Annotated in this window: 1 protein-coding gene and 1 pseudogene; both read right to left on the reverse strand. The window is 64.7% G+C overall.

Annotated features, from left to right (window positions below; all coding sequences use genetic code 11):
• Positions 1 to 367, reverse strand: a pseudogene (locus tag EOA60_RS34240) (molybdate ABC transporter permease subunit); the annotation flags it as partial.
• A gap of 19 nt (positions 368 to 386) precedes the next feature.
• On the reverse strand, positions 387 to 1,092 hold a 706-nt coding region (modA, locus tag EOA60_RS34245; RefSeq protein ID WP_128312685.1), incomplete at its 5' end, for a molybdate ABC transporter substrate-binding protein.

Raw genomic sequence — 1,092 nt, forward strand, 5'->3', positions numbered from 1 at the left:
CGACTGCCTCGATCGACAACCGGACCGCCCGCACCATCAGTGGAAAACCCATCACCGCGCAGGCAAGTGCTGCCCCCGTCCAGCGGAAGGAAAAGACGATGCCGAAATGCTCGGCGAGGAAGGCGCCGGCCGGCCCGCGCCGGCCGAAGGTGAGCAGCAGCAGATAACCGGTCACCACCGGCGGCAGGATCAGCGGCAAATGCACCAGCCCGTTGAGCAAGGTCTTGCCCCAGAATCGCCCCCGGGCCAGGACCAGCGCGATCAGGATGCCGGGCGGCAGGCTGGCGATCATCGCCACCGTCGCCACCTTGATCGACAGCCGGACCGCATTCCATTCGTCGGGAGTGAGGTCCAGCAGCCAGCTCATATGCGGTGTTAGGTCTTTCTCAGTTGCTCGGCGCGAGCACCGTAAAACCCTGTTCCTTGAAGAGCGCGGCGGCCTTGGCCGACTCGACGCATTTCAGGAAGGCAGCCGTATCCTTGTCCTTCGAATCCGCGGTCTGGGCAATCGGATAGATGATCGGCGGGTGCGAATCCTCGGGGAAGGTGCCGACGACCTTGACGCCCTTTTCGGCATGGGCGTCGGTGGCGTAGACGATTCCGAGCGCGGCCTCGCCCGTCGATACCAGCTTGAGCGCGGCGCGGACATTCTCGGCCTGCGCGACCTTGCCTTCGACCGAGGACCACACGCCCAGCCATTCCAGCGCCGCGTTGCCATATTTGCCGGCGGGCACCGCCTTGAAATCGCCCATGGCGAGCCGACCGTCGCCGATGAGCCCGGCGAGGTCGAAGCCCTTCTCGACCTTCGCCTCGACCTTGGAATCTTGCGGCGCCACCAGCACGATCTGGTTGCCGAGCAGTTTCACTTCGGTGTCGGGCCTGGTCAGCTTCTTGTCGGAAAGATACTTCATCCAGTCGAGGTCGGCCGAGACGAAGACATCGGCTGGCGCGCCGCCCTCGATCTGCTTGGCCAGTGCCGAGCTTGCCGCATACGAAATCGTGGCCGCTTCGCCGACCTCGGGCTCACAGGCCTTGTTGACCGCATCGAGCGCGTCCTTGAGACTGGCCGCGGCGAACACGATCACCTTGTCG

Source organism: Mesorhizobium sp. M1A.F.Ca.IN.020.06.1.1, assembly GCF_004023265.1.
Classification (GTDB): Bacteria; Pseudomonadota; Alphaproteobacteria; order Rhizobiales; family Rhizobiaceae; genus Mesorhizobium.